The organism is Stenotrophomonas sp. INTA L402-1, assembly GCF_059295135.1.
On record NZ_JCAFWP010000009.1, the window covers coordinates 51,298 to 76,570 of the forward strand.

The following is a 25,273-nucleotide window of genomic DNA, read 5'->3' on the forward strand; positions in this document are numbered from 1 at the left end:
GACTCAGGCGCGGCCAGCACCGCTGTCGTCTTCCTCGTCGTCCTCGAAGTTGACGATGACCTCGATGCCGTCGTCGTGCACGGTCACGGAGTGGACATCGTCGGACACCGCATCGGCGTCGATCGCATCCACGCGGTCGCGGCCTTCGACGACCTCGCCGAGCACCACGGCATCCTCGCCGTCGTCCTCGTCTTCGGCCTCGTATACCTCATTCGGGTCGATCAGCTGGAACACCCCGCCGACCAGCAGCTGCTGGACCACGGCACGGCCCTTGTCGGACAGGCCGCGATAAGCGGCGGCGTCCAGCTGTTCGGTGCCAGCCAGGCGCTGCGCGTCCTTCACCGGCAGCGCGAAGTCCTGGCCGCTGACATACAGGCTGGCGCCACGTTTGGCCCGGCGCCAGGCCAGGCGGGCCCACGGGTGGCGCTGCAGCAGCAGGCCCGAGGCCAGGGCCTGGACCACTTCTTCCTGTGCCGGTGCGGCCTGGTGGGCCATCACTTCGCCGGCCGCGCGGTAGGTGGTGATGAAGCGGCCGAACCAGTCGCCCAGCTTGTCCGGGTCGTTCATGCGGATGGCGTTGAGCGCGGTGATCACCCGCGCCATCGCCACTGTGTCGATTTCGTTCGGGTCGGCCGGCACCTTCAGGTCGGCATCCTGGTAGCGGATGTTCTCGTCGGCATCGGCGATCAGGGTGTCCAGGTAGTCGCTGATCAGCTCGGCCGAAGACGGCGCGCGCATGCCGAACGAGAATGTCAGGCAGGGATCTTCGGCGACGCCGTGGTGCGGCACGTTCGGCGGCAGGTACAGCATGTCGCCCGGCGCCAGCACCCAGTCGTGGGTCGGCTTGAACACCTTCAGCAGCTTCAGTTCCACGTCCGGGCGGAAGCCCAACGGCGGCTGCTTGCCCTTGATCGATTCGCTGGCATCGATCTGCCAGCGGCGATGGCCATGGGCCTGCAGCAGGAACACGTCGTACTGGTCGACATGGGCGCCGACCGAGCCGCCGGTGGCGGCGAAGCTGATCATCACGTCATCCATGCGCCAGCGCGGCAGGAAGCTGAAGTGCTCGATCAGGGCGCGCACGTCCGGGTCCCACTTGTCCACGTCCTGCACCAGCAGGGTCCAGTCGTGGTCGGGCAGGGCGGGGAACACGTCTTCCTGGAATGGACCGGTGCGCACGCGCCAGCCGTCCTGGGTCTTGTCGTGCTCGATCAGGCGTGCCAGCACGCCTTCCTCGCAGGCCAGCCCGGCCAGGTCTTCCGGCTGCACCGGGGTCTGGAAGTCCGGGAAGGCATTGCGGATCAGCAACGGGCGCTTCTGCCAGAAGTCGCGCAGGAAGGTGGCCGGCGCCATGCCCAGCGGCTGGCCGGGGCGGGCGGTGACTTCGATGAGGGGGGCGGAGGACTTGCGGGCGGCCATGGGGGAATCCTTGCAGCGGAAAGCGGGAGGGGCGGCGCGGCGGGCCGCCTGAGATCTCCATTGTCCGCCGTTCGTGGGCATTGCGCACGTGCGCGGGTTTGTCGCGGGGGTTCCGGCCAACGGCGGAGCCCCTCGTGGCGGGGTCTGGGTTGGTCGCTGAAAGCAAAAGCCGCGCTTGGCCGGGCGGGTGGGCTGCGCGGGGGACGCTGCAAGTACGTCCCTGTAAGCTTGGCCGCCGCATCCATGCGGCGGACACCCCCGCGCAGCCCACCCGCCCGGCCCCTGACAGTTTCCTGCGCGGCCCGCCACGGAATGGAAGAAGAAGATCAAAGGCAACGGCGGGTCGCGCGCTGCGCTTGCTCATGCCAAAACAAAAGAGGGACGCGGCGAAGCCGCGTCCCTCTTTCAAATTCCGTCCCGACAACCCAATGCTCTTCGATCCGTCACCGGGAATCTGTCAGAGGTGGGGCGGGTTGGGTTCGCGGGACCGTTGGCGCCATGGATGGCGCCATCGAGCCCCCAAGGACGGGTTCACGGCGTGTCCCGCGAATCCAACCCGCCCCGCCAAGCACGGCAAAAACCCAGAGCCGCTATTGACGTTGATGTTGCTGTTGCTGTTGCCTGCCGCAGGCAGCGCCCGCGGCCGCCGCCGCAAAGGAAACCCCTTAAATCTTCTTCGCCAGCGACTCGGCCAGGCCGGTGTAGCTGCCCGGGGTCATCTCCAGCAGGCGCTGCTTCGCATCCGCCGGCAGCTCCAGCCCCTGCACGAACGCACGCATCGACTCGGCCGTGATGCCCTGGCCACGGGTCAGCGCCTTCAGCTGCTCGTACGGGTTCGGCAGGCCGTGGCGGCGCATCACCGTCTGCACGGCTTCGGCCAGCACTTCCCAGGCCGCGTCCAGATCGGCATCCAGGCGCTGCGGGTTCACTTCCAGCTTGCCCAGGCCCTTGGCCAGCGAATCCAGCGCCACCTGGCTGTGGCCGAACGCGGTGCCCAGCGCACGCAGCACGGTGGAGTCGGTCAGGTCACGCTGCCAGCGGCTGATCGGCAGCTTCGCGCTGAAGTGCTCGAACAGCGCGTTGGCAATGCCGAAGTTGCCTTCCGCATTCTCGAAGTCGATCGGGTTGACCTTGTGCGGCATCGTCGACGAGCCGACTTCGCCTTCCTTCAGGCGCTGCTTGAAGTAGCCCAGCGAAACGTAGCCCCAGATGTCACGGGCCAGGTCGATCAGGATGATGTTGGCGCGGCGTGCGGCATCGCCGATTTCGGCGATGTTGTCGTGCGGCTCGATCTGCGTGGTGTACGGGTTGAACACCAGGCCCAGGCCGGTCACGAAGCGCTCGGCGAAGGCCGGCCAGTCCACGTCCGGGTAGCTGGCGATGTGGGCGTTGTAGTTGCCCACCGCGCCATTGATCTTGCCGGTCAGTTCGACCGCGGCGATCTGCCTGCGCTGGCGCTCCAGGCGGGCGACCACGTTGGCCAGTTCCTTGCCCAGAGTGGTGGGCGAGGCGGTCTGGCCGTGGGTGCGCGACAGCATCGGCTGGCCGGCCTGGGCGTGGGCCAGGCTGCGCAGGCTGTTGGCGATGCCGTCCAGGGTCGGCAGCAGCACCTCGCGGCGCGCCTGTTCCAGCATCAGGCCGTAGCTGAGGTTGTTGATGTCTTCGCTGGTGCAGGCGAAATGCACGAATTCCAGCGCCGGGGCCAGCTCGGCGTCGTCCTTCAGCTGTTCCTTGATGAAGTACTCCACCGCCTTGACGTCATGGTTGGTGGTGCGCTCGATCTCCTTCACGCGCGCGGCCTGGACCGGGCTGAAGCTGGCGGCCAGGGCGCGCAGGCGGGCGATGGCGGCGTCGGAGAACGGGGCCAGTTCGACGATGCCCGGCTCGGCGGCCAGGGCCAGCAACCACTCCACTTCGACCGTGATGCGGGCCTTGATCAGGCCGTACTCGGAGAAGATCGGGCGCAGGGCGTCGACCTTGCCGGCATAGCGGCCATCGAGCGGGGACAGGGCGAGCAGGGCGGAATCGGACATGTCGGCAGGGCTGGGACGAGCGGCGGGGGCCATATTCTACGACGTGCCGGTCAGGTAGTGCCGGCCGCTGGCCGGCAACCACGCCCGGTCCACGCTTCCATGGATTGCCGGCCAGCAGCCGGCACTACCCTTGCGCACGCACAACGGCCCTGCGGATGAAACGATCTGGCCCGCCCTCGTCATCCCACGCTGCGGGCAAGGGAGTATCGTTGGCGCAGCCGCCAGCCCGGGAAGCGACACCCTGCCAGCCGCCGCTTCCCTTTCCCCAACTGAAGTAGTGCGGAGTTGATGCAATGAGCAAAGCTGCAAGCAAGGGTTTCAGAATCGAACACGACAGCATGGGCGAGCTGCAGGTGCCTGCGGACGCCCTGTGGGGCGCCCAGACCCAGCGTGCCGTGCAGAACTTCCCGGTGTCGGGCCAGCGCATGCCGCGCGGTTTCATCCGTGCCCTGGGCCTGGTCAAGGGCGCCGCCGCGGGCGTCAACGCAGAACTGGGCCACCTGCCGAAGAACGTGGCCAAGGCCATCCAGACCGCTGCCGCCGAAGTGGCCGCCGGCAACTGGGACGCGCAGTTCCCGATCGATGTCTACCAGACGGGTTCTGGCACGTCGTCGAACATGAATGCCAATGAGGTCATCGCCACCCTGGCCAACCGTGCCGGCAAGGCGGGCAAGACCAGTGTGCACCCCAATGACCACGTCAACCAGGGGCAGAGCTCCAACGACGTGATTCCGACCGCGTTGCGGGTGTCGGCGGTGTTGGCGACGCATGAGCAGCTGCTGCCGGCGCTGGTGCACCTGCGCAAGACCCTGGACAAGAAGGGCCGCAGCCTGCGCAAGGTGGTCAAGACCGGCCGCACCCACCTGATGGATGCGATGCCGCTGACCTTCGAGCAGGAATTCGGCGCGTGGTCGGCGCAGCTGGCGTCGGCGCAGGAGCGTATCGAAGACAGCCTCAAGCGCGTGCGCCGGCTGCCGCTGGGTGGCACCGCCATCGGCACCGGCATCAATGCCGATCCGCGCTTTGGTGCACAGGTGGCCAAGGCACTGAAGCAGCAGACCGGTTTCAAGTTCGACAGTGCCGAGAACAAGTTCGAAGGCCTGGCCGCACAGGACGACGCGGTGGAGCTTTCCGGTCAGCTCAATGCGCTGGCGGTGGCGCTGATCAAGATCGCCAACGACCTGCGTTGGATGAACGCCGGTCCGCTGGCCGGGCTGGGCGAGATCGAACTGCCGGCGCTGCAGCCGGGCAGCTCGATCATGCCGGGCAAGGTCAACCCTGTGATTCCGGAAGCGACGGTGATGGCCTGTGCACAGGTGATCGGTCACCACACTGCGATCACCGTGGCCGGGCAGACCGGCAACTTCCAGCTCAACGTCACCCTGCCGCTGATCGCAGTGAACCTGCTCGATGGCATCGGCCTGCTGGCCAACGTGTCCACCCTGCTGGCCGACAGTGCGATTGCCGGGCTGAAGGTGCGCGAGGACCGCGTTGCCGAGGCGCTGGCGCGCAACCCGATCCTGGTTACCGCCCTCAACCCGATCATCGGCTACGAGAAGGCTGCGGCGATTGCCAAGCGTGCGTACAAGGAACAGCGCCCGGTGCTGGATGTGGCGCTGGAGGACAGTGGACTGGAGGAGGCCGAGCTGCGTCGCCTGCTGGACCCGACCGCGCTGACCGCCGGTGGCATTCAGGCCGGTGGCGGCGGCGCCGGCGGTTGATCGGCCGGTTGGGTAGCGCCGGGCCGTGCCCGGCGCTACCGGGTCAACGAAGAACGCCGCCCTCGGGCGGCGTTTTTCTTCAACGACGGTCGGCGACGATGTTGCCGAAGGTGTCGGTGTAATCCTTGAACTCCGGGATGCGCTGGATCAGGTCCGCCGGAATCACGTCCATGCCCTCCGGCGGCTGGATCTTCACCGGCTGCATGTTGGGATCGGCCGGTGCGGCAACCAGGGTGTTCTGGCGCAGCACCTGCAGTTTGCCGAACATGGTCTGCAGCATCTGTTTCTGCCCGTCGTCCAGCGGAATCTGGATCTCGTCCATCTTCATTGTGCCGTCGGCGAGGATGATGATGTTCGGCGCGGGCGGGCGACGCACGGTGACCATGCCTTCGCTGACGGAAATCTTGGGCTTGCCACGCTCGGCGCGGTGGTTGCGGTACTCCTGGTCACAGCCGGCCAGGCCGAGGCAGAGCAGGGCGGTCAACAGCAGAAACAGCTTCTTCATGACATTCGGTTCGGGGGCGTCCGGGGCCGCCATTGTAAGCCGGGCGGCGCACTACGGCCGGCAGCCAGACGCCGCTGCCGGCCGGGTGCGCTGATCTGTCACAGGCCTAGCGCTGGACCACGGTGTCCTTGCCGCAGTCGTCCACGTCGCCCTGGTCCATGGTCGCGTAGGGCGTGAATGCCGGCAGTTCACGTGCGAGCGCCTGCTGGCTGGCCAGCATCGCCGGAAGGCGGTCGCAGATGCGCTTGGCCTGGGCTTCGATCTTCTCGGCCTCGGCATTGATGCGCTTTTCGACACCTTCGCTGTCGCCACTGAAAATGCCCTTCAGCGCTTCGCCGGCAGCACTGGCACCCAGTTTGGCGCCGGCCAGGCCGACATCCATGCCGTCCATCGCGATGGCGACCACGTGGCCGCGGTAGTCCTGCAGATGACGGCGCTGGATATCGTTGGCGGCGATCTCCTTGCCCGCGATCAGCAGGCGGCCATCCGGCGTGATCTCCGCACGCGGCTGCTTGTCCGCCGAGATCTTGATGTTGCCCTGGGCGATATCCTTGCGGGCATCGTCCATCGCGTTCTTGACGGTCTCGCCGACGCCGCCTGTGGCTTCGGCCACACTCTTGCCAACGGTCTTGTCGGGTGCTGACGACGTGCCGCCGCAGGCGATCAGCGGCAGGGACAGCAGCACAGCGGGCAACAGGCGCAACAGGTTCATGGTGTTCCCCTGGTAGTGTCTGGAAGAGGGTTTACTTGCTGTGCGGCAGAGTGACCCGGCCGCTGACGTTGCGATGATCGACGTCACCGCTGCCGCTGTGGTCGACGGTCAGCGTGCCGCGCACGCCGTCGACGTTGATGTCGCCCGAGCCGTGGCTGCGGACATGCACATTGCCGCCGATGTCGGCCAGATCGACCCCGCCGGAGCCGACCACGCCCACTTCAACGCTGCCCTGCACGCGCTTGAACTCGATATCACCCGAGCCCACGGTATCCAGCCGCGCGTTGCCACGCACATCGCTGATCTTCAGGTCACCGGAGCCGACGGTACCGGTGCTGGCATCGCCGCTGATGTTGCGTACGGTGACGTCGCCGGAACCCAGCGACAGCAGATTCAGGGAGCTGCCGCCATCGATGTTGAGGTCGCCCGAACCCACTGCAGCGTGGATGCTGCCGCGGGTACCGCGGACCACGGCATCACCGGAACCCACGTCCACGCTCAGCGACTGTGCGTTCTCCACGCTGGCATCGCCCGAGCCGATCTTGAACTGCAGCGGGATGTTGTCCGGCACGCTGCCACGGATATCCAGCCAGGCGTAGCTGTTGCCCAGGCTGATGCCGCTTTGGCGGCCGTCGCGGCGCAGGCTCACCACCAGCTTGTCGCCGACCTTGCGCTGCTCCAGCACCAGCTGGTCCAGCCATTCCTGGCTGGACGCGCAGGCGCGGCCGTCCAGCTGGCCGCCGCCAGCGCTGGCGACCACCTTCAGGTCATGCTGATTGACCTCGAACACCACCGTCCTGGCACCAGCCACGTCCAGCTTCAGTGCGCGGGCGGCAGTGAACTTGCAGTTCGGAGCTTCGGCGGCCAGCGCCGACAACGGCAACAGCAACAACGCAGAACAGGCGAGCAAAGAACGCATGGGTGGTGCCTCCGGATGGATGGGATCAGATCTCACCGGCGCGTTTGCGCAGGCGGATGGCAAGGACGATGAACACTGCACCGACGACGGCGCCGATCCACAGCTCCGGCATCGCCAGTGACTTCAGCTGCGAGGCGGGGGACATCAGGCTGACGACCGAGTCCAGATCGCGGCGCGATGCTTCGTCGGCGCCGAGGCGATACAGCAGGTCCATGCCGGGCACGCCGCCCAGCAGCAGGCGGCCGACGATGTTCTGCCAGAACCAGCCGGTGGTCAGGCCGAACAGCGGCATCATCTTGGTGGAGCTGACAATGATGCCGGCAAACAGCGGCAACATTACCGCCCACAGGAACGGCTTGCTCCTGGCCCATGCCGAGCACAGCAGCAGCCAGCCGGCGGTGGGCAGGGCCCACAGGGCATAGACCGGAATCCAGGCCAGGTGTCCAGCGGCCAGGGTCAGCGGGCTGGCCGGGCCCCAGATCAGGGTCATCGGGCTGCCACCGTGCAGCAGCGCGACGGCACTGATGATCAGCATGAAGCCGAACATGGTGAGGATGCCGGCGATGACCGCGATCAATGGTGCCACGATCAGTGCGCTGATCACCTTGGACAGCACGGTCTGCGTGTCCGACAGCGGCAACGACTTCCAGAACAGGATGCTGCGGTCACGGCGATCGTCGTAGAGGGCGCCCAGGCAGTAGAAGAACACGACGAAGGCCAGCACCACGAACGGCCAGCTTGAACTGAGTACCAGAGTCAGGTCCAGGCCGTTGCCAAGATCAGCAAGGTCCTTGGCACTGATGTCACGGGTGAGCAGGGCCAGGTTCAGGCCGTTGATGTTCACGTTCTCGCCATCGATGTGCAGGCCGCCGTCGCGTGCTGCACGGTTCAGCGCGAACAGGCCGAAGGCAATGCCGGCGATGCTCATCACCAGTGAGATCAGGCCCGCGATCAACGGGGCATACAGGAAGCCGCCGCGGTTCTCCCAGTACTCGCGCTTGAGCAGCCAGCGCAGGGTGCCGATCGGGCTGACGGGGTGGTTGACGGCATTCATGCGTAGGTCCCCTTCATGATGGCGACGAACAGGTCGGCCAGGCCCGGGATGCGGGTCTCGCCGAGAGAGGAAAGCTGGGTGCGCGGCACGCCATCGAACAGCATCACCGTCTTGCCGAACGCCAGGCTGCGCTCGTCGATCGGCTTCAGGGCGCGCGCGGTGTCCAGCTGGTCGGTATTGACCAGCAGCTCGGTATAGCGCTGGCCGACGCCGTCCATTTCCGCGTCGAGCACGATGCGGCCATCGCGGATGAACATCACGTCGCTGAGGATGTGCTCGATCTCCTCCACCTGGTGGGTGGTGACGATGATGGTTTTCTGTTCGTCGAAGTAGTCTTCCAGCAGGCGCTGGTAGAACTCCTTGCGGTACAGGATGTCCAGGCCCAGGGTCGGCTCGTCCAGCACCAGGATGCGGGCATCGATGGCCATCACCAGCGCCAGGTGCAGCTGCACGATCATGCCCTTGGACAGCTCGCGCACGCGCTGCTTCGGCTGCAGCTTGGTGTTGGCCAGGAAGCGTTCGCAGCGGGCGCGGTCGAAGCGCGGGTGGACGCCGGCCACGAAATCGATCGCCTCGCGCACCTTCAGCCAGCGCGGCAGCACGGCGACGTCGGCGATGAAGCAGATGTCGTTCATCAGTTCGTCGCGGTGCAGTCGCGGGTCGCGGCCGAGCACGCTCAGTTCACCCTCCACCGAGGTCAGCCCAAGAATGGCCTTCAGCGCGGTGGTCTTGCCGGCGCCATTGGGCCCGATCAGGCCGACGATGCGTCCGCTTGGAATGCTGAAACTGGCGTTGTCGAGGGCGACCGTGGTCTTGTAGGCCTTGCGCAGGCCTCGGGCGGTGATGACCGACTCACTTGCAGTGCTATTCATCAGACTTTCCCCTGGGGCAGCAATTCGTCGAGGCTTAGGCCCAGGCGCTGGATGCGCTCCAGAACCGCCGGCCATTCTTCGTTGAGGAAACGGTCGCGCTCGCTGCTGCGCAGCTGCGTGGCCGCCTGCTCGGTCATGAACATGCCCAGGCCGCGGCGCTTCTCGACCAGGCCTTCGTCGGCCAGCTCCTGGTAAGCGCGCGAAACGGTGATGGGGTTGAGTTGATAGTCGGCGGCCACCTGGCGCACCGAAGGCAGGGCATCGCCCGGCTTGAGGATTCCGTCGAGCATCATGGCGATCACGCGCTCCTTCAACTGACGGTAGATGGGAGCGCCGTCGCTCCACTGGATGTCGCTCATATTCAGCTCCGTGGGGTCAGCGGCTGGGCGAACGAGAAATACGGCATGGACAGCGCGCTGTGCAGCCGACGCGGGGGAGGGGGGGAGGAGGAGGGGGCGTTCCCTGCGGGGGAGAGAGTCGCGTCCTGCGCACTTTCAGCAGCGGCGGAAACAGGGGCGGTGGGCGTGGCCCACCAAGCCAGCACGAGCAGGGTCGAAACAGCGACGGCCGCGGGTGCGGTGAGGTTGCGACGGATCCGGACGTTCATGGCTTCCCCCTGTCTCAGGTGACTGGTGTTGTATGCAACTATAACACCGGCACGCCTACGTGCAACCCCTTGCCGTCCCCAACTGATGGCAGGGGTGGTCAGATTGCTGAAACATCCCTTTAGTCGATTGATTTAAAAGGGAAATTGATCTTCTGCATGGGGCTTTTCGGGGCGGCCTTCCATTCAGTGATGTCCATGCTATGTCATCACTGCGCCTTCGATGGCGCCCGGGCAGCACATTCGCCACGCCGCGCAAAGCCCGGAATGGACCTGTGCCATCAGGGGCTCCAGAGCCCGGTGCTATAGTTCGGCCGATTCCCGGCCAGCACTGGCCGGGCCTTGTGAATGGCTACCGCGGACCGCCTCTGATGCCCCTGCCGACCGTTTCCCCGTGCCGCCTGCGCGGCCTGTCCCTGCTGGCCCTGATGGTGGCCGGTGCCGCCGGTTCCGCCAGTGCGCTGGCGGCCGACCTGCTCGATCTGGAATACCGGCCGTTGGCCAGCAAGCAGCAGGTGAATCTGCAGCAGCGCTATCACGGGCAGGTGCTGCTGGTGGTCAACACCGCCAGCAAGTGTGGCTACACGCCGCAGTACGAAGGGCTGGAGGCGCTGCAGAAGCGCTATGCAGGCCGCGGTTTTGCGGTGCTGGGCTTTCCTTCCAATGACTTCAAGGGCCAGGAACCGGGTGACGAGAAGCAGATCCAGGACTTCTGCACCCTGACCTACGGCGTCAAGTTCCCGATGTTCGAGAAGGTGCATGTGGTCGGCACGCAGGCCACGCCGCTGTACCAGCGGTTGACCGCAGCGACCGGCGTTGCGCCGGCCTGGAACTTCCACAAGTACCTCGTGGGCCGCGATGGCAAGGTCATTGCCCAGTTCGCCAGCAAGGTGACGCCGGACGATCCGCAGCTGACCGCGGCCATCGACAAGGCGCTGGCGGCAGCCGCCACGCATTGATATCCGGCACGCATGCCTCGACATCGACGGCATGCGTGCGACAATGCTTCTTTTCGCGCCGACGTCGGCGCCCAGACACTTCCAGGAATGCAGCGAATGAAGATGGGAATGCGCGGCGCCGCGGCGTCGGTTCTGATTCTGGCGATGGGCACTTCGGGTGTCGCTCTGTCGCAACAACCGGCTGCCCCCGCAGCCGCCAAGGAGACCGCAACCTTGAATTCCCCCAAGCAGAAGCTCGGCTACGCCATCGGCCTTGATGTCGCCAAGTCGTTCACCCCGATCGCCGATGAGATCGATGTGGCCGCCCTGCGCACCGCCGTTGAGCGTTCGTTCGAGGGCCTGCAGCCGCAGATCACCCAGGAACAGGCCAAGGCCACCGATGCCGCCCTGCGCCAGGTCGTGATGGCCCGCAGCGGCCAGCAGGTGCCGGGCGTGGCACCGGGCTCGCAGCCGCCGAAGGTCGACCGTGTCAAGGTGTCGCAGATGATCGGCTCCTACTCGGTAGGTCCGTCGCTGGCGCAGCTGAAGGACGATATCGATGTCGCCTCGTTGTTTGACGCAATCAGCACCGGCCTGACCAAGGGCCAGCCGAAGATGACGGAAGCTGACGCGACCGCCACCATCCAGGCCTTCATGGGTGCCAAGCAGGCTGAAATGCAGGCCAAGGCCGCCCAGGCTGCGCAGACCAACCGCACGGAAGGCAACGCATTCCTGGCCAAGAACAAGACCCAGCCGGGCGTGGTGACCACCTCGTCGGGCCTGCAGTACCAGGTGATCCGCCCGGGTAGCGGCGAGCGCCCGCTGCCGAGCAGCAAGGTGCGCGTGAACTACGAAGGCAAGCTGCTCAACGGCACCGTGTTCGACAGTTCCTACGGCCGCCAGCCGGCCGAGTTCGGTCTGGACCAGGTGATCAAGGGCTGGACCGAAGGCGTCGCGCTGATGCCGGTCGGTTCGAAGTACCGCTTCTGGATCCCGGGCGAACTCGCCTACGGTGAGAACGGCACCCCGGGCGGCCCGATCGGCCCGAACGCGACTCTGACGTTCGACGTCGAGCTGCTGGGCGTTCTGCCGTAAGTCATTCAGGAGCGAATACGGATATGCGCGTTGCGATTTTTGGTACCGGCTACGTTGGACTGGTGACCGGTACCTGCCTGGCCGATGTTGGTCATCAGGTGGTCTGTGTCGATATCGACCAGGCCAAGGTGGATGGCCTCAACCAGGGCATCATCCCGATCTATGAACCCGGCCTGGAGCCGATGGTGAAGGCCAATCATGCCGCAGCGCGGCTGGCGTTCACCACGGATGCCGCGGCCGCCATCGATCACGGCCAGGTGGTGTTCATCGCCGTTGGTACGCCGCCGGACGAGGATGGCAGTGCCGATCTTCAATACGTGCTTGCCGTAGCCCGAACCATTGGTCGGCACATGAGTGTGCCGACCGTGGTGGTGAACAAGTCGACGGTGCCGGTCGGCACCGCCGACAAGGTGCGTGCCGCCATTGCCGAAGAGCTGGCCGCGCGTGGCGCGGACATCGCCTTCGACGTGGTGTCCAACCCGGAATTCCTGAAGGAAGGCGATGCGGTTGCGGACTGCATGCGCCCGGACCGCATCATCATCGGTGCGGCGAACGAAGAGTCGGTGGCGGTGATGCGTCGCCTGTACGCGCCGTTCAACCGCAACCACGACCGCGTGGTGGAAATGGACGTGCGTTCGGCCGAACTGACCAAGTACGCCGCCAATGCGATGCTGGCGACCAAGATTTCGTTCATGAATGAAATCGCCAACATTGCTGAACGCGTCGGTGCCGATGTCGAGCAGGTCCGCCAGGGCATTGGTTCGGATCCACGCATCGGCTGGCACTTCATCTATCCGGGTGCCGGTTACGGCGGCTCGTGCTTCCCCAAGGACGTGCAGGCATTGGCCCGTACCGCCCAGCAGTATGGCCTTGAGCCGAAGCTGCTCAATGCGGTTGAAGCGGTCAACGATGCGCAGAAGGGCCATCTGTTTGCCCTCATCCAGCGTCATTACGACAAGGGCGAGGACGAGGGCGTGCGTGGAAAGACCTTCGCCGTATGGGGTCTGGCCTTCAAGCCGAACACCGACGATATGCGTGAGGCCTCCAGCCGTCGACTGCTGGCGCAGCTGTGGGAAGGCGGTGCGACGGTGCGTGCCTACGATCCGGAGGCGATGCACGAGTCGCAGCGCATCTTCGGCGAACGCGATGACCTGGTGTTCTGCAACAGTGCCGATGAAGCGCTGCAGGGTGCTGACGCGCTGGTGGTGGTCACCGAGTGGAAGCAGTTCCGCAGCCCCGACTTCCAGAAGCTGCGCGAGCAGCTGAAGGATGCGGCGGTGTTCGACGGCCGCAACCTGTATGAGCCGGGCGAAGTGGAAGCCGCAGGTCTTGCGTACTACGGCATTGGCCGGGGGCGCTCGTTGCATGTCTGATCTGCCCACTGAACGCGAGCAGGCGCTGGAAGCGCGCCTGGTCGAGCTGGAAATGCGCGTGTCTTTCCAGGAACAGGCGCTGGCCGAGCTGAGCGACGCGCTGGCTGATGCCCGCATGCAGGGCATGCGCAACGCCGATGTGCTGCGCGTGTTGCTGGAAGACCTGGGCAAGGTCCGCAACGCACTGAATTCTTCCGATCCGGCGAGCGAACCGCCGCCGCCGCACTACTGATCCGAATCCTATGAGCGATACCCTCCGCGACCAGCTGATGGGCCTGGGCTTCAAGCCCGCGCCCAAGCCCGAGCGCAAGAATGATGGCCCCCGCCGTGATGGCCGCCCGCAGGGCAAGGGTGGCAACGGCAACGGCAACGGCAATGGAAAGCCGCAGGGCGCAGGCAAGGGCGAGCACAAGCCCGGTGAGCGTCGTGGGCAGGGCCATGGCGCGGGCAAGCCCGGCGGGCATGCGCGCGGTGGCCAGGGCCAGCAGGGCCCGCGCAAGCCGCGCAGCACCGAAGAGATGGACCTGGCCAAGGCCTATGCCATCCGGGCGCAGCGGGAGAAGGAAGAGCGCATCGAGACCGAGCGCCTGAGGCAGGAAGAAGCACGCGTGCGCCGCGAGGCGAAGGCCAAGCTGGAAGAACTGCTGAAGGACAAGAGCCTCAACGCCGAGGCAGCGGACATCGCCCGCCACTTCCCGTATGGCGGCAAGATCAAGCGCATCTATGTGACCGCCGAACAGCTGACCGCGCTCAATGCCGGTGAGCTGGGTGTGGTCCAGCTCAATGGCCGCTACCTGCTGGTAACGGCCGACGTGCTGGCACAGTCCGAGGCCGTGTTCGCCGCCTCGGTGGCGCTGAAGGTCGATCCGAATGCGCCGGCCGAGGAAGATCCGTACGCGGACCCGCAGTACCAGGTGCCGGACGACCTGGTCTGGTAACCAGGCCAGCAGGATGATCGAAACGCCGGGCACTGCCCGGCGTTTTCGTTATGGGGCATGCATGCTGCTGCGGCGTGCGCGGATCAGCGGCAGGCTCAGCGCGAAGAAGCACAGCAGGGCGCCGACCAGGGCGAAGCCGCTGCCGGCCAGGAAGGCGGTGCGACCATCGTCGATCTTCCACAGCTGGCCGGCAATGAGCGCGCCCAGCACGCCGCCGACACCGGACGAGAAGCCGTACAGCAGGCCTTGGCCATGGCCATTGAGGCGGCCTGGGAAGTAGGTCGCCAGCATCTGCATTGCCGCTGCGAAGAAGGCGGCGAATCCCAGCGCATGCGCGCTCTGCGCGATCAGCATCACTGGCAGGTTCTGCGGGAACAGGGCGGTGACGGCCCAGCGCAGGCAGGAGCTCACCAGTGCGATCAGCAGCATCCAGCTGGCGTCGTAGCGGCGGAAGAAGCGGCCGATGGTGAAGAACACGCCGACCTCGAACACTACGCCGATGGTCCACAGCAGGCCGAGCGTGGACGTGCGGTAGCCGTGGTGGTCCATGTAGACCGAGAAGAACGTGTAGTACGGTCCGAACGAGAGCTGTTCCATGAAGGCGGCCAGGAAGAACGCCAGCACCGGTGGCCGCCGCACGATCTGCCAGAAACCGCTGGCATCGCCTTCGGCCTTGCCGATGCCGCGTGCGTAGTGATTGCTGAAGGCGGACACCACCATCAGGGTGAACAAAGGAAGCATCATCCACGGCAGCAGCCCGGCGTGGCTGGTGATGCCGTCGCCCTCGATCAGCCACCCGAACAGGGTCACGACGGCGATGAACCCGAGCGAGCCCCAGACCCGGATCAATCCGTAGCGATGGCTGTCGCTGCCCAGGTGGGTGAGGGTGATCGACTCGAACTGCGGCATCACCGCGTTGTAGAAGAAGCAGAACACCACCATTGCCGGGTACATCCACGGCTGCGGCAAGGGCAGCAGGAACGCTGCGAAGCTGACCAGGGTCAGCACACAGCCGATGCGCAGCAGGCGGATCGGCCGTGGCGAGGCCGCCGCCAGTGAGGTCCAGGTGCTGGGCGCGATCACGCGGGTGGCATACCACAGGCCCATCATCACGCTGATGGCGGTCACGCTCATGCCGCGCGCAGTCAAAAACAGGCTCCAGTACGGGGTGAACGCGCCCAGCGCCGCGTAATAGAACAGGTAGAAGCTGGAGAGGCGGGCTACGGGAACGGTCATCTCAGAATAATGCACGGTAGCGCCCGGCGCTACCGGATCATTCGGGGTCGTAGTCGAGGTTGGAGGCCAACCAGCGCTCGGCCTGGGCGCGGTCCACGCCCTTGCGGCGGGCGTAGTCGCTGACCTGCTCGCGGCTGAGGCGGCCGACCACGAAGTACTGGCTCTGCGGATGGCTGAAGTAATAGCCCGAAACGGCCGCCGTAGGCAGCATCGCGAAGCTCTCGGTCAGTTCCATGCCGGCGTTCGCTTCGGCCTGCAGCAGGTCGAACAGGCGGCGCTTCTCGCTGTGCTCCGGGCAGGCGGGATAGCCCGGTGCCGGGCGGATGCCGCTGTACTGCTCGTCGATCAGTGCCTCGTTGTCCAGTGTCTCGGCATGGTCGTAGCCCCAGAAATCGATGCGCACGCGCTGGTGCAGGCGCTCGGCCAGCGCTTCGGCGAAACGGTCGGCGAGGGCCTTCAGCAGGATCGCGTTGTAGTCATCGTGGTCGGCTTCGAAGCGCGCGACGTGCGCGTCGATGCCGATGCCGGCAGTGACGGCGAAGGCGCCGATCCAATCCTGCTTGCCGCTGTCGGCCGGGGCGATGAAATCGGCCAGGCAGAAATCCGGGCGCTCGGCCGGCTTGTCCACCTGCTGGCGCAGGAAGTGCAGGGTGGTCTCGCCCTGCGGGTGCTGCACGCGCACGTCGTCGCCGATGCTGTTGGCCGGCCACAGGCCGAACACGGCCTTGGCGGTCAGCCATTTCTCATTGACGATGCGCTCAAGCATCGCGCGGGCGTCCCTGTACAGATCGCTGGCCTGGGTGCCGACGATCTCGTCGGTGAGGATGGCCGGGAACTTGCCGGCCAGCTCCCAGGCCTGGAAGAACGGCGTCCAGTCGATGTAGTCGACCAGTTCGGCCAGCGGGTAGTCGTCAAATACGTGCAGGCCGGGCTGGTTCGGTGCCGGCGGCGTGTAGGTGTCCCAGCCGCCCTGGAATTTCTGCCCACGCGCGTGTTCCAGCGAAACCAGGCGCTTGGCATCGCCACGGTTGCGATGGCGCGCGCGGATCTCGGCATAGTCGGCCTCGTTGGCGGCTACGAAGGCCTCGCGCAGGTCACGCGAGATCAGCGACTGGGCGACGCCGACCGCGCGCGAGGCGTCCTTCACCCACACCGTGGGCGCCTTGTAATGTGGGTCGATCTTCAGCGCGGTGTGCGCGCGCGAGGTGGTCGCTCCACCGATCAGCAGCGGCAGGTCGAAGCCCTGGCGCTGCATCTCCCGGGCCACGTGGCTCATCTCTTCCAGTGATGGAGTGATCAGGCCGGACAGGCCGATCAGGTCGGCGTTGTGCTCGCGCGCGGCATCGAGGATCTTCTGCGCCGGCACCATCACGCCAAGGTCGACCACCTCGAAGTTGTTGCAGGCCAGGACTACGCCGACGATGTTCTTGCCGATGTCATGCACATCCCCCTTCACCGTGGCCATGATGATCTTGCCGTTGCTCTTGGCGGTGTCTCCACTGCGCGCCTTCTCGGCCTCGATGTAGGGCAGCAGGTAGGCCACGGCCTTCTTCATCACGCGCGCGGATTTCACCACCTGCGGCAGGAACATCTTGCCGGCGCCGAACAGGTCGCCGACCACGTTCATGCCATCCATCAACGGACCTTCGATCACGTCCAGCGGGCGGCTGGACGCCTGCCGGGCCAGTTCGGTGTCTTCTTCCACGAAGGCATCCAGGCCGTGCACCAGCGCGTGCGCCAGGCGCTGCGCCACCGGCTTCTCGCGCCAGGCGAGGTCTTCGGTCTTCGCCGCGCCCTTCTTGCCCTTGTAGCGCTCGGCGATTTCCAGCAGGCGCTCGGTGGCATCGCTGCGGCGGTTGAGGATCACATCCTCCACGCGCTCGCGCAGTTCCGGTTCCAGTTCGTCGTAGATCGGCATGGTGCCGGCGTTGACGATGCCCATGTCCATGCCGGCGGCAATGGCGTGGTACAGGAACACCGAGTGGATGGCCTGGCGCACCGTTTCGTTGCCGCGGAACGAGAACGAGACGTTGGAAACACCGCCGGACACATGGCAGTGCGGCAGCGTCTGCTTGATGATGCGGGTGGCTTCGATGAAGTCCACCGCATAGTTGTCGTGCTCTTCGATGCCGGTGGCGACGGCGAAGATGTTCGGGTCGAAGATGATGTCCTGCGGTGGGAAGCCGATCTCGTCGACCAGGATGCGGTAGGCGCGGGTGCAGATCTCGACCTTGCGTGCGCAGGTGTCAGCCTGGCCGCTTTCGTCGAATGCCATCACCACCGCGGCAGCACCGTAGCGCAGCACCTTGCGCGCGTGTTCGCGGAACAGCGCCTCGCCTTCCTTCAGCGAGATCGAATTGACCACGCTCTTGCCCTGCAGGCACTTCAGGCCGGCCTCGATCACGCTCCACTTGGAGGAGTCGACCATCACCGGAATACGGGCGATGTCCGGCTCGGACATGATCAGGTTGAGGTAGCGGGTCATCGCCGCTTCCGAATCGATCAGGCCCTCGTCCATGTTGACGTCGAGGATCTGCGCGCCGCTGGCCACCTGCTGGCGGGCCACGTCCACCGCTTCTTCGTAGCGGCCTTCCTTGATGAGCTTGCGGAACTGCGCGCTGCCGGTGACGTTGGTGCGCTCGCCGACGTTGATGAACAGCAGGTCCGGAGTGATGACCAGAGGTTCCAGGCCGGACAGGCGGGTAGGGCGGACAGGCGTCATGGCAGGCGTCAGCTCAACAGCAATAGGGTGGGAAGTGCGGAACGGTGGCGGCGACATTCATGCGGCCTGCTCCTGGACACCGGGCAGGGCGCGCGGCGGCAGCCCGGCCACGGCCTCGGCGATTGCGCGGATGTGGTCAGGGGTGGAGCCACAGCAGCCACCGACCAGGTTCAACAGGCCATCCTCGGCGAAACCGCGCAGGGTGCCGGCCATGTCCTCGGGCGTCTCGTCGTACTCGCCGAAGGCATTGGGCAGACCGGCATTGGGGTGTGCGCTGACGTAGCAGTCGGCGATCTGCGCAAGGGTTTCCACGTGCGGGCGCATCGCATCGGCACCCAGTGCGCAGTTCAGGCCGATCGACAATGGGCGCGCATGCGCGAGCGACGCGTGGAAGGCCTCGGCGGTCTGCCCGGACAGCGTGCGCCCAGAGGCATCGGTGATGGTGCCGGAGATCATCACCGGCAACCTTGCACCGCGTGCATCGAAGGCCTCCTCCAGTGCATACAGCGCGGCCTTGGCATTGAGCGTGTCGAAGATGGTCTCGACCATGATGGTGTCGGCGCCGCCGTCGATCAGGCCGTCAATGGCTTCGCGGTACGTGTCGCGAAGCTCGTCGAAGCTGGTGTTGCGGAAGCCCGGATCGTTGACATCGGGGCTGATCGAGGCGGTGCGGCTGGTCGGGCCGATCACCCCGATCACGAAGCGTGGCTTGCCTGGTGTGGTTGCGGCTACTGTATCGCAGCAGGTGCGTGCCACCGCTGCGCCAGCCTTGTTCAACTCGTACACCAGGTGTTCGAGGTGGTAGTCGGCCTGGCTGACCGACGTGGCGTTGAACGTGTTGGTCTCGACCAGATCCGCGCCCGCTTCCAGGTAGGCGGTATGGATGTCGGCGACGATCTGCGGCCGGGTCAGCAGCAGCAGATCGTTGTTGCCCTTCAGGTCATGCCCTTCCTGCACGGCGTGGTCGCAAGCGGGGCCATGCACATGATCGTAGCCACCGGCGAAGCGCTCGCCGCGGTAGTCGTCTTCCTGCAGGCCATGGCGCTGGATCATCGTACCCATCGCGCCGTCGATGATCAGGATCCGCTCGCGCAGGGCGTCGAGCAGGGCGTTGGCACGATCAGGATGCAACCAGGGCAGGGCAGGCATGGCGATCTCGGGCTCAGGGCTTGTTGGCGATCAGTGAAATCACTTCGAAGTGCGGCGGACGCTTTTCGCGGGTGACCGTCTCCAGGCTGGATACCTGCAGGCCGGCCTTGTCGACGAACCTGCGCAGCTCCTTGTCGCTGAAGCCGAGGTTGACGTGGCCGTAGGCCTCCACCGCCGCCTTGTGCTCGTGGCGGGCCAGGCTGCACAGCAGCAGGCGGCCGCCGGAGCGCAGCACGCGCGCGGCTTCGGTCACCGCCTGCGCCGGTTTGCTGGCGTAGGTCAGCGCATGCATCAGCACCACCAGGTCGAAGCTGCCGTCCTTGAACGGCAGCGCATGCATGTCGCCCTCGCGCACTTCCACATTGGGCAGGCGGCGCAGGCGCTCGCTGGCGGCGGCAACCACGCGCGCGCTGGTATCGATGCAGATGTAGCGCTTGGCATGCGGGGCGACGAGTTCGGCCAGCACGCCGTCACCGGAGGCGATGTCCAGCACGTCGCCGGTCTCCAGCAGCGGCAGCGCCGTGCGCGCCAGCGCCTCCCAGGTGCGGCCCGGAGAGTAGTGGCGCTCCATGTCGCCGGCCACGCTGTCGGCCCAGTTCTGGTCGGAGGCACGGTGGGCCAGCACGGCGGCGACACGTTCAGCGTCCTGCCGCAGCAAGGGGTCGTCGCTTCCATTGCTCAAGGCATGCCACAATGCACGCTGCGCCGGGTCCAGCTGGGCCTCGTCGAAGCGGTAATAGGCCGACACGCCCGCACGGCGGTCGCGGACCAGGCCGGCTTCCTTCAGGCGCGCCAGGTGGGTGGACACCCGCGGCTGTGCCAGCCGGGTGATCGCCGACAGTTCGGCCACGGTCAGCTCTTCCTGCTCCAGCAGCGCCAGCAGGCGTACGCGGGTCGCATCGGCGAACACCTTGAGGCGGGTCGACCAATCTTCCAGATCCATAAATATCTACCTATCGCGATATAGAGATATATTCACTGAGAAGGCCTGCCGCGGTCAAGTCGCTGGCGTACGGAAACTGGCGGGCCCCGGTACAATCGAGGCACCTGGGCGCGCGCTGCGCGGCCCATAACTTCATGTACCCGGGAGGGTGTTGTGGATTTCAGCTTTACTGAAGAGCAGTTGATGCTGCAGGACGTGGCGCGGCGCATCGCGCAGGAAAAGATCGCCCCCAGCGCGGAGCACCATGACCGCACCGGCGAGTTCCCGCTGGACAACATCCGCCTGCTGGGCGAAAACGGCCTGATGGGCATCGAAGTGCCGACCGAATACGGTGGCGCGGGCATGGACCCGGTGGCGTACGTGTTGGCGATGGTGGAGGTCGCCGCCGCCGACGCAGCCCATTCGACCATCATGTCGGTCAACAACTCGCTGTTCTGCAACGGCATCCTCACCCACGGTACCGAGGAACAGAAGCAGACCTACGTGCGTGCCATCGCCGAAGGCGAGGCCATCGGCGCGTTCGCGCTGACCGAACCGCAGTCCGGTTCGGACGCCACGGCCATGCGCTGCCGCGCGGTGAAGCAGGCCGATGGCACCTTCGTCATCAACGGCAAGAAGAGCTGGATCACCTCCGGCCCGGTGGCCAAGTACATCGTGCTGTTCGCAATGAGCGAGCCGGACAAGGGCGCGCGCGGCATCACCGCCTTCATCATCGATACCGACAAGGCGGGCTTCGGTCGCGGCAAGACGGAGCCGAAGCTCGGCATCCGCGCTTCGGCCACCTGCGAGATCGAGTTCAACGACTACGTGGCGCAGGCTGAAGACGTGCTGGGCCAGGAAGGCGAGGGCTTCAAGATCGCCATGAGCGTGCTCGATGCTGGCCGCATCGGTATCGCCTCGCAGGCCATCGGCATCGCTCGTGCCGCCTATGAAGCGACCCTGGAGTACGTGAAGGAGCGCAAGGCGTTCGGCGCGGCCATCGGTACCTTCCAGATGACCCAGGCCAAGATCGCCGACATGAAGTGCAAGCTGGACGCGGCGCTGCTGCTGACCCTGCGCGCGGCGTGGGTGAAGGGCCAGGGCAAGCGCTTCAGCACCGAAGCGGCGGTGGCCAAGCTGACGGCCTCGGAAGCGGCGATGTGGATCACCCATCAGGCCGTGCAGATTCATGGCGGCATGGGATATTCGAAGGAAATGCCGCTGGAGCGCTACTTCCGTGATGCCAAGATCACCGAGATCTACGAGGGCACCTCGGAAATCCAGCGCCTGGTGATCGCCCGCAACGAGACCGGGCTGCGCTGAGTTCGACCGGTCGCGCCGCTGCAACGGCGGCGCGGCCAGTAGATCCACGCCATGCGTGGATACACGGTCTTCTTGGCCGAGCGATACCCGATCTGGTCCAATGCAAGCCGGCTTTTACGCGGTCTGCAAAGATGATCTATCGAGGTTGGGGATTCATGACGCTGGTGACGCCGATTGCAGCCATCCTGCTGCTGGCGTACTTCTTTCCGCATGAAGGCTCCAGGGGCAACACGCCGCTGCCCCAGGTTCTGTTGGGTGCAGGCATCGGCGCAGCGGTGAACGTATTGCTGGGTCTGTGGCTCAACCGTGCGCCCCGGCAGAAGGGTATGGCTGCACCCCATCATTTCTTCTTTGTGCCGATGCAATGGGCTGCATTGGCCCTCGTGGTGGTGTGCGTGGTGGTTGCACTGCTGCGCTGAGACGCCGGCTTGGCATGCGCCAACCTTGGTTGGCATGGATCCAGCGGCGCCAACCAAGGTTGGCGACTACCGGCTTCATGGCACGAATGAAAAAGCCCCGGATCGCTCCGGGGCCTTTTCGTTTCAACCCACCGCCGGATCAACGATCCGGGCGGTGCGCGGCTTCGGCGTCGCGCTGGCGCTCCATGAATTCCTTGGAGGACTCATCCAGCTTGTCACCCAGCATGCGGCGCACGACCACGAAGAACACCGGGATCATCAGCAGGCCGAGCAGGGTGGCGAACAGCATGCCGCCGATCACGCCGGTGCCGATGGCGTGGCGGGAATTGGCGCCGGCGCCGGTGGAGATCGCCATCGGGATCACGCCCATGATGAACGCGAACGAGGTCATCAGGATCGGCCGGAAACGCAGGCGTGCCGCCTCGATGGTGGCATCGCGCAGGGTCTTGCCTGCTGCGCGCTGTTCCACCGCGAACTCGACGATCAGGATCGCGTTCTTGGCGGCCAGGCCGATCACGGTGATCAGGCCGATCTTGAAGAACAGATCGTTCGGCAGGCCACGCAGCATCGACAGGCCGAGGGCGCCAAGCACGCCCAGCGGCACCACCAGCAGCACTGCTACCGGGATCGACCAGCTTTCATACAACGCGGCCAGGCACAGGAACACCACCACGATCGACAGCACCAGCAGCAGCGTCGCCGCGTTGCCGGCCAGGATTTCCTGGTAGGACATGCCCGACCAGTCGTAGCCGAAGCCAGCCGGCAGATCGTCGTTGACGATGCCTTCCATGGTCTGCATCGCCTCACCCGAGCTGGTGCCCGGTGCCTGCGAGCCGACGATGTTGATCGCCGAGTAGCCGTTGTAGCGGCTCAGCGACGGCGGTGCCGACACCCATTCGGACTTGACCACCGTATTGAGCGGGATCATCGAACTGGTGCCATCGGCGTTCTTGGTCAGGCTGGAGGGGCTGTAGAAGCTCTTCAGCGATTCCTGGCCGGTGCGGTACGGACCATCGGCCTGCATGGTCACGCGCTTGATGCGGCCTTCGTAGAAGAAGTCGTTCACGTACACCGGGGCCAGCATCAGCTGGATGGTGCTGTACACGTCCGACACCGACATGCCCATCGACTGCGCCTGCACGCGGTCGACATGCAGCTGCAGCTGCGGGGCGTTTTCCAGGCCGTTCGGGCGTACGCCCACCAGATGATCGGGCTTCTGCGCAGCCTGGCCAAGCAGGATGTTGCGCGCCTGGGTCAGCTGCTCGTAGCCGGCACCGCTGCGGTCCTGCAGCCACATGTCGAAGCCGCCGAACTGGCCGAGGCCCTGCACGGTGGGCAGGTTGACCACGAAGATCTGCGCTTCCTTGATGCCGTAGAACGCGCCGTTCATGTTCTGGATGAACTCGGGCGCGGTGAACTTGCGTTCCTCCCATGGCTTCAGGCGGATGAAGCCCATGCCCACGTTCTCGCCGGAACCGACGAAGCTGAAACCGGCCACCTGCAGCATGCCTTCATAGCCATCCTGCTTTTCCAGGATGCCACGCATCTGCGCGAACACTTCGTTGGTCTGGCCCTTGGTCGAGCCCGGCGGCAACTGCACGATCGCCAGCGCATAGCCCTGGTCTTCTTCCGGCAGGAAGCTGCCCGGCATGCGGGTGAACAGGAAGCCGCACAGTGCGGTCAGCACCACGAACAGGATCATCCAGCGCGGTGCATGGCGCACCGCCGAAGTGATGTGCCCCACATAGGTATGGCTGATCTTGTCGTAGTACTTGTTGAAGGTGCGGTAGATGATGTTCGGGTTGTCGTTGTGCGTCGGCTTGAGGAAGGTCGCGCACAGCGCCGGGGTGAAGCCCAGAGCCAGGAACGCCGAGAACGCCATCGAGATGGCGATGGTCAGCGCGAACTGCTTGTAGATCTCACCGGCGGCGCCGCCCTGCAGGGCGGACGGGATGAACACCGCGGCCAGTACGACGGTGATCGCCACCACCGCGCCGGTGATCTGGGTCATCGCCTTCTGCGTGGCCGGCTTCGGCGCCAGGCCTTCCTCGGTCATGATGCGTTCGACGTTCTCGATCACCACGATCGCGTCATCGACCACGATGCCGATCGCCAGCACCATCGCGAACAGGGTCAGCTGGTTGATCGTGAAGCCGATCATCCACATGCCCAGGAAGGTGCCGAGCAGGGCCACCGGGATGACCAGGGTCGGGATCAGGGTGGCGCGGAAGTTCTGCAGGAAGATCAGCATCACCAGGAACACCAGGAACACTGCTTCAAACAGCGTCTTGACCACTTCCTGGATGGAGATCTTGACGAAGGTGGTGCTGTCGTACGGCGAGAACCAGGTCACCCCGGACGGGAAGCTGGGCTGCAGCTCGTCCATCTTGGCACGCACCGCATCGGCCACGTTCAGGGCGTTGGCGCCCGGCAGCAGCTGGATGGCGAAGGCACCGGTCGGCTTGCCGTTGTACTGGGTGTCGAAACCGTAGTTGTTGGCACCGAAGGCAACGCGGGCGATGTCCTTCAACAGCACGCGCGAGCCGTCAGCGTTGGCGCGCAGGATGATGTTCTCGAACTCCTGCGGCGAGCTGAAGCGGCCCTCGGCCGAGACCGTGGCGGTGAAGTGCTGGCCTTCCGGAGACGGGTCCGAACCCAGCGCACCGGCAGCGAACTGCACGTTCTGCGCACGCACCGCGGCGAGCACCTGGCTGGCCGACAGGCCATAACCCTGCATCTTCTCCGGGTTGAGCCAGATGTTCATGGCGTACTCGGAACCGAACTGCTGGGTGCTGCCGACGCCGGGAATACGCGAGACCTGATCGAGCACGCGCGAACCGACGATGTCGTTCAGGGCGTCACGGTTGATGGCCGGCGTATCGGACTGCAGCGCGATCACCATCAGGAAGCCGGCGTTGGCCTTGGCCACCACCACGCCCTGCTGGGTCACTTCCGAAGGCAGGCGTGGCGTGGCCAGCGAGACCTTGTTCTGCACCTGCACCTGGGCGATGTCCGGATCGGTACCGGTCTCGAAGGTCAGGGTGATCTGCGCACGGCCGTTGGAGGCGGACGAGGAGCTGAAGTACAGCAGGTGATCGATACCGGTCAGCTGCTGCTCGATCACCTGGGTGACCGATTTCTCGGTGGTGTCCGCACTGGCGCCCGGGTAGGTCGCCGAGACGGTGACCTGCGGCGGGGCAATGTTGGGATAGGACTCCACGCCCAGGTTGAGGATCGCGATCACGCCGCTGAGCGAGATCAGGATCGCAACCACCCAGGCGAAGACTGGATGTTCGATGAAAAATTTAGGCATGACGGA

General features: G+C 65.6%; 22 protein-coding genes. 8 read left to right on the top strand and 14 right to left on the bottom strand.

Translation table 11 applies throughout. The annotated features are described in order from the left end of the window. Positions 1-3: 3 nt before the first annotated feature. The gene (locus AC5O77_RS07720) at positions 4-1,419 is read right to left on the bottom strand and encodes a ribosomal protein uL16 3-hydroxylase (RefSeq protein ID WP_293798947.1); all 1,416 of its coding nucleotides are present in this window, start codon (positions 1,417-1,419) and stop codon (positions 4-6) included. Between the two features lie 665 nt (positions 1,420-2,084). Continuing rightward, positions 2,085-3,452 (bottom strand): adenylosuccinate lyase, encoded by a 1,368-nt coding sequence (gene purB / locus AC5O77_RS07725; RefSeq protein ID WP_049422054.1) that lies wholly within the window; start codon positions 3,450-3,452, stop codon positions 2,085-2,087. A 293-nt stretch (positions 3,453-3,745) separates the two neighbouring features. On the opposite strand from purB, the gene AC5O77_RS07730 reads away from it, so the two are divergent. After that, a complete protein-coding gene (locus AC5O77_RS07730; protein WP_049462122.1) occupies positions 3,746-5,173 on the top strand; it encodes a class II fumarate hydratase in 1,428 nt (475 codons plus the stop codon). Between the two features lie 79 nt (positions 5,174-5,252). Here AC5O77_RS07730 and AC5O77_RS07735 read toward each other — a convergent pair whose 3' ends face one another. The 7 genes from AC5O77_RS07735 to AC5O77_RS07765 form a co-directional block, all read right to left on the bottom strand. Next, the gene (locus AC5O77_RS07735; protein WP_125892130.1) at positions 5,253-5,678 is read right to left on the bottom strand and encodes a hypothetical protein; all 426 of its coding nucleotides are present in this window, start codon (positions 5,676-5,678) and stop codon (positions 5,253-5,255) included. A gap of 106 nt (positions 5,679-5,784) precedes the next feature. Further along, positions 5,785-6,390: a YggN family protein gene (locus AC5O77_RS07740; RefSeq protein ID WP_478056920.1), complete on the bottom strand. Its 606-nt coding sequence runs from the start codon at positions 6,388-6,390 to the stop codon at positions 5,785-5,787. A gap of 31 nt (positions 6,391-6,421) precedes the next feature. Continuing rightward, positions 6,422-7,309 (bottom strand): DUF4097 family beta strand repeat-containing protein, encoded by an 888-nt coding sequence (locus tag AC5O77_RS07745; RefSeq protein WP_478056919.1) that lies wholly within the window; start codon positions 7,307-7,309, stop codon positions 6,422-6,424. A gap of 25 nt (positions 7,310-7,334) precedes the next feature. Next, positions 7,335-8,363 (bottom strand): hypothetical protein, encoded by a 1,029-nt coding sequence (locus AC5O77_RS07750; protein WP_478056918.1) that lies wholly within the window; start codon positions 8,361-8,363, stop codon positions 7,335-7,337. Then, positions 8,360-9,235 (bottom strand): ABC transporter ATP-binding protein, encoded by an 876-nt coding sequence (locus tag AC5O77_RS07755; protein WP_478056917.1) that lies wholly within the window; start codon positions 9,233-9,235, stop codon positions 8,360-8,362. Before AC5O77_RS07755 ends, AC5O77_RS07750 begins: the two co-directional genes overlap by 4 nt. Continuing rightward, positions 9,235-9,594 carry a GntR family transcriptional regulator gene (locus AC5O77_RS07760; RefSeq protein WP_006453095.1) on the bottom strand — a complete coding sequence of 120 codons (360 nt, stop codon included), beginning with the start codon at positions 9,592-9,594 and terminating at the stop codon, positions 9,235-9,237. Before AC5O77_RS07760 ends, AC5O77_RS07755 begins: the two co-directional genes overlap by 1 nt. A 2-nt stretch (positions 9,595-9,596) precedes the next feature. Then, the gene (locus tag AC5O77_RS07765; RefSeq protein WP_080355172.1) at positions 9,597-9,842 is read right to left on the bottom strand and encodes a hypothetical protein; all 246 of its coding nucleotides are present in this window, start codon (positions 9,840-9,842) and stop codon (positions 9,597-9,599) included. A gap of 368 nt (positions 9,843-10,210) precedes the next feature. Here AC5O77_RS07765 and AC5O77_RS07770 point away from each other — a divergent pair, with 368 nt between their 5' ends. The 5 genes from AC5O77_RS07770 to AC5O77_RS07790 all read left to right on the top strand — a co-directional run bounded on the left by AC5O77_RS07770 (position 10,211) and on the right by AC5O77_RS07790 (position 14,183). Then, positions 10,211-10,798 carry a glutathione peroxidase gene (locus tag AC5O77_RS07770; protein ID WP_019337359.1) on the top strand — a complete coding sequence of 196 codons (588 nt, stop codon included), beginning with the start codon at positions 10,211-10,213 and terminating at the stop codon, positions 10,796-10,798. A gap of 96 nt (positions 10,799-10,894) precedes the next feature. After that, the gene (locus AC5O77_RS07775) at positions 10,895-11,872 is read left to right on the top strand and encodes an FKBP-type peptidyl-prolyl cis-trans isomerase (RefSeq protein ID WP_019337358.1); all 978 of its coding nucleotides are present in this window, start codon (positions 10,895-10,897) and stop codon (positions 11,870-11,872) included. A gap of 23 nt (positions 11,873-11,895) precedes the next feature. Then, positions 11,896-13,245, top strand: a complete 1,350-nt coding sequence (locus AC5O77_RS07780; protein WP_032127659.1) for a UDP-glucose dehydrogenase family protein — start codon at positions 11,896-11,898, stop codon at positions 13,243-13,245. Beyond that, positions 13,238-13,477 (top strand): SlyX family protein, encoded by a 240-nt coding sequence (locus AC5O77_RS07785; protein ID WP_019660397.1) that lies wholly within the window; start codon positions 13,238-13,240, stop codon positions 13,475-13,477. The genes AC5O77_RS07780 and AC5O77_RS07785 overlap by 8 nt, the downstream gene beginning before the upstream one ends. A gap of 10 nt (positions 13,478-13,487) precedes the next feature. Then, positions 13,488-14,183 carry a DUF2058 domain-containing protein gene (locus AC5O77_RS07790; protein ID WP_478056916.1) on the top strand — a complete coding sequence of 232 codons (696 nt, stop codon included), beginning with the start codon at positions 13,488-13,490 and terminating at the stop codon, positions 14,181-14,183. Between the two features lie 48 nt (positions 14,184-14,231). On the opposite strand, the gene AC5O77_RS07795 is transcribed toward AC5O77_RS07790, so the two are convergent. Genes AC5O77_RS07795 through AC5O77_RS07810 form a run of 4 tightly spaced genes read right to left on the bottom strand, consistent with a single transcriptional unit; the run spans position 14,232 to position 20,233 of the window. Continuing rightward, the gene (locus tag AC5O77_RS07795) at positions 14,232-15,419 is read right to left on the bottom strand and encodes an MFS transporter (protein ID WP_478056915.1); all 1,188 of its coding nucleotides are present in this window, start codon (positions 15,417-15,419) and stop codon (positions 14,232-14,234) included. A 37-nt stretch (positions 15,420-15,456) separates the two neighbouring features. Then, positions 15,457-18,141: a methionine synthase gene (gene metH, locus AC5O77_RS07800; RefSeq protein WP_478056914.1), complete on the bottom strand. Its 2,685-nt coding sequence runs from the start codon at positions 18,139-18,141 to the stop codon at positions 15,457-15,459. Between the two features lie 57 nt (positions 18,142-18,198). Beyond that, positions 18,199-19,290, bottom strand: a complete 1,092-nt coding sequence (locus AC5O77_RS07805) for a homocysteine S-methyltransferase family protein (protein ID WP_478056913.1) — start codon at positions 19,288-19,290, stop codon at positions 18,199-18,201. Between the two features lie 13 nt (positions 19,291-19,303). Beyond that, positions 19,304-20,233 (bottom strand): ArsR/SmtB family transcription factor, encoded by a 930-nt coding sequence (locus tag AC5O77_RS07810; protein WP_032127664.1) that lies wholly within the window; start codon positions 20,231-20,233, stop codon positions 19,304-19,306. Between the two features lie 153 nt (positions 20,234-20,386). Here AC5O77_RS07810 and AC5O77_RS07815 point away from each other — a divergent pair, with 153 nt between their 5' ends. Together AC5O77_RS07815 and AC5O77_RS07820 are read left to right on the top strand one after the other, a co-directional pair. Beyond that, positions 20,387-21,535, top strand: a complete 1,149-nt coding sequence (locus tag AC5O77_RS07815) for an acyl-CoA dehydrogenase family protein (RefSeq protein ID WP_049422068.1) — start codon at positions 20,387-20,389, stop codon at positions 21,533-21,535. A gap of 155 nt (positions 21,536-21,690) precedes the next feature. Beyond that, positions 21,691-21,954, top strand: coding sequence for a hypothetical protein (locus AC5O77_RS07820; RefSeq protein WP_080355173.1), 264 nt, complete (start codon positions 21,691-21,693; stop codon positions 21,952-21,954). 139 nt (positions 21,955-22,093) lie between these two features. Here the strand turns inward: AC5O77_RS07820 and AC5O77_RS07825 are convergent, their stop codons facing one another. Further along, positions 22,094-25,267 (bottom strand): multidrug efflux RND transporter permease subunit, encoded by a 3,174-nt coding sequence (locus AC5O77_RS07825; RefSeq protein ID WP_478056912.1) that lies wholly within the window; start codon positions 25,265-25,267, stop codon positions 22,094-22,096. Between the last annotated feature and the right edge of the window lie 6 nt (positions 25,268-25,273).

What these genes read in the sequence shown, in the direction of transcription:
- AC5O77_RS07805 (WP_478056913.1), bottom strand. Translation starts at nt 19,290, where the DNA reads ATGCCTGCCCTGCCCTGGTTGCATCCTGATCGTGCCAACGCCCTGCTC.
- AC5O77_RS07750 (WP_478056918.1), bottom strand. Translation starts at nt 8,363, where the DNA reads ATGAATGCCGTCAACCACCCCGTCAGCCCGATCGGCACCCTGCGCTGG.
- AC5O77_RS07720 (WP_293798947.1), bottom strand. Translation starts at nt 1,419, where the DNA reads ATGGCCGCCCGCAAGTCCTCCGCCCCCCTCATCGAAGTCACCGCCCGC.
- AC5O77_RS07795 (WP_478056915.1), bottom strand. Translation starts at nt 15,419, where the DNA reads ATGACCGTTCCCGTAGCCCGCCTCTCCAGCTTCTACCTGTTCTATTAC.
- AC5O77_RS07785 (WP_019660397.1), top strand. Translation starts at nt 13,238, where the DNA reads ATGTCTGATCTGCCCACTGAACGCGAGCAGGCGCTGGAAGCGCGCCTG.
- AC5O77_RS07775 (WP_019337358.1), top strand. Translation starts at nt 10,895, where the DNA reads ATGAAGATGGGAATGCGCGGCGCCGCGGCGTCGGTTCTGATTCTGGCG.
- AC5O77_RS07740 (WP_478056920.1), bottom strand. Translation starts at nt 6,390, where the DNA reads ATGAACCTGTTGCGCCTGTTGCCCGCTGTGCTGCTGTCCCTGCCGCTG.
- AC5O77_RS07825 (WP_478056912.1), bottom strand. Translation starts at nt 25,267, where the DNA reads ATGCCTAAATTTTTCATCGAACATCCAGTCTTCGCCTGGGTGGTTGCG.
- AC5O77_RS07790 (WP_478056916.1), top strand. Translation starts at nt 13,488, where the DNA reads ATGAGCGATACCCTCCGCGACCAGCTGATGGGCCTGGGCTTCAAGCCC.
- AC5O77_RS07820 (WP_080355173.1), top strand. Translation starts at nt 21,691, where the DNA reads ATGACGCTGGTGACGCCGATTGCAGCCATCCTGCTGCTGGCGTACTTC.
- AC5O77_RS07810 (WP_032127664.1), bottom strand. Translation starts at nt 20,233, where the DNA reads ATGGATCTGGAAGATTGGTCGACCCGCCTCAAGGTGTTCGCCGATGCG.
- AC5O77_RS07730 (WP_049462122.1), top strand. Translation starts at nt 3,746, where the DNA reads ATGAGCAAAGCTGCAAGCAAGGGTTTCAGAATCGAACACGACAGCATG.
- AC5O77_RS07780 (WP_032127659.1), top strand. Translation starts at nt 11,896, where the DNA reads ATGCGCGTTGCGATTTTTGGTACCGGCTACGTTGGACTGGTGACCGGT.
- AC5O77_RS07735 (WP_125892130.1), bottom strand. Translation starts at nt 5,678, where the DNA reads ATGAAGAAGCTGTTTCTGCTGTTGACCGCCCTGCTCTGCCTCGGCCTG.
- purB (WP_049422054.1), bottom strand. Translation starts at nt 3,452, where the DNA reads ATGTCCGATTCCGCCCTGCTCGCCCTGTCCCCGCTCGATGGCCGCTAT.
- AC5O77_RS07755 (WP_478056917.1), bottom strand. Translation starts at nt 9,235, where the DNA reads ATGAATAGCACTGCAAGTGAGTCGGTCATCACCGCCCGAGGCCTGCGC.
- AC5O77_RS07770 (WP_019337359.1), top strand. Translation starts at nt 10,211, where the DNA reads ATGCCCCTGCCGACCGTTTCCCCGTGCCGCCTGCGCGGCCTGTCCCTG.
- metH (WP_478056914.1), bottom strand. Translation starts at nt 18,141, where the DNA reads ATGACGCCTGTCCGCCCTACCCGCCTGTCCGGCCTGGAACCTCTGGTC.
- AC5O77_RS07765 (WP_080355172.1), bottom strand. Translation starts at nt 9,842, where the DNA reads ATGAACGTCCGGATCCGTCGCAACCTCACCGCACCCGCGGCCGTCGCT.
- AC5O77_RS07745 (WP_478056919.1), bottom strand. Translation starts at nt 7,309, where the DNA reads ATGCGTTCTTTGCTCGCCTGTTCTGCGTTGTTGCTGTTGCCGTTGTCG.
- AC5O77_RS07760 (WP_006453095.1), bottom strand. Translation starts at nt 9,594, where the DNA reads ATGAGCGACATCCAGTGGAGCGACGGCGCTCCCATCTACCGTCAGTTG.